General features: G+C 39.7%; 1 protein-coding gene. It reads right to left on the bottom strand.

Translation table 11 applies throughout. The features are described from left to right. Positions 1 to 1,360: IS4 family transposase (locus tag QL998_RS20605; protein ID WP_290193389.1), on the bottom strand; the 1,360-nt coding region annotated here is incomplete at its 3' end. Positions 1,361 to 1,437 lie beyond the last annotated feature (77 nt).

Raw genomic sequence — 1,437 nt, 5'->3', positions numbered from 1 at the left:
CTGCTAATTTCAACCACCCCTTCCAGAGTGCTTTTACGCCAACTCGACCATTTCTTTTACTGTCATACCACCCTCCCAATTTCGCTAAACTATAGTACAGCCAATGAAGAGACGGTACTTTATCCGGCAACACATCCTTTTCAACCTTTGCCCATAGTAATTTCCACGTCATCTCTTTAACACAAGTTGTACATCTCACTTCTTTGTCTAATTCACTCCTTTGCGCCATATTTTGCAGCTGTAATAACCTGACAGCAATAAACGCTTTAATGATCGCAATTCGTAAAATATTATCACTGTGCTGTAAACGTAAATCTTCTACTTCGGTTCCATCTGTTTTCCATGTTTTATGAAACTCCTCTACACGCCAGCGGAGTTCATAGTATCTTACTAATTTCTGGGCATCTTCTGCTGTGTTTACGGTCTCTGTCGTATATAAAATCCAACATAATGGATTTTTTTGCGTACTTTCTTTTTCCTGACAGACAATGACATTGACGCTCAATGTCGGTGATTCTTGCCCTAGTACTCGCTTAGGCTTGGCGAGTGTTATAGGTTGATAGCTCAATGTAATTCGGGCCTGACGCGCTTTTCTTCCCGCACGTTGCGCTATATTAATAGTGTAACAACACTGACCTTGCGCTGTTTCTATTAACTGATTGAGATTGCATTGAGGCTCTATTAATTTTCTATTTTCTTTTGCTCTGACTAAAAATCGATGTCCTTCATCTTTTTGGTAAGTCATGTACTCATAAATGTCAGCTTCTCTGTCGCAGATGTTAAGTATATTTGATAATTCACCTGTACGTTTTTTTATATCCATTAATGTTTGTTGCCAGCGATAGCTTTCTTTCTCTTCGTAAGGGCGTTGCTGTTGTTGATCTTTAGTCCCTTTAACCTTTGATTTCCTAAACCAATAGTACTGGTCGAGTAAACCAATAACATGCTCCGTATCTGCATCAATTGCTAAAGTTGAATGCGCATATAGCGTTCTTGTTTTTGATGGTTTTCCTAATGTATTTGCACAGTTCACATCGCCTAATTCCTTGCAAACACTGTGTTTAAATGTCAATCCTGTCGTATCTTGGATAGCGAGAACCAAAGGCAACTGCTTTACCGCTTCACTCGTTCGTGAGAACCCTGAATCTGCAATCGCTTGAGGGGATATTTTCTCATTTCTAATGAAGCGATAAGCGGCTTCAATTTTTGCGGGTGTATCAGAAGCCTTAACAATTGAGCTGTCTGCATTCTCAGCCATATCGCTTGCTAGTAGAGCTAATCGTCGGGTGCGTCTCGGATCACCTAAATTAGCGTTACCAAAAATTAATTGAGCCCATTCTTCAGAAGTGTTTGTGTGCATACGATAAATCTATGAGTGATGATGATCGATTAGATCACAGACTTAACGATATTCAAAGACTTGTGTATAAGAGACAG

Source organism: Pseudoalteromonas sp. APC 3691 (genome assembly GCF_030408135.1).
Taxonomy (GTDB): domain Bacteria; phylum Pseudomonadota; class Gammaproteobacteria; order Enterobacterales; family Alteromonadaceae; genus Pseudoalteromonas.
Note: the sequence above shows the minus strand (reverse complement) of the source record. Positions and strands in the feature narration are given on the sequence as shown.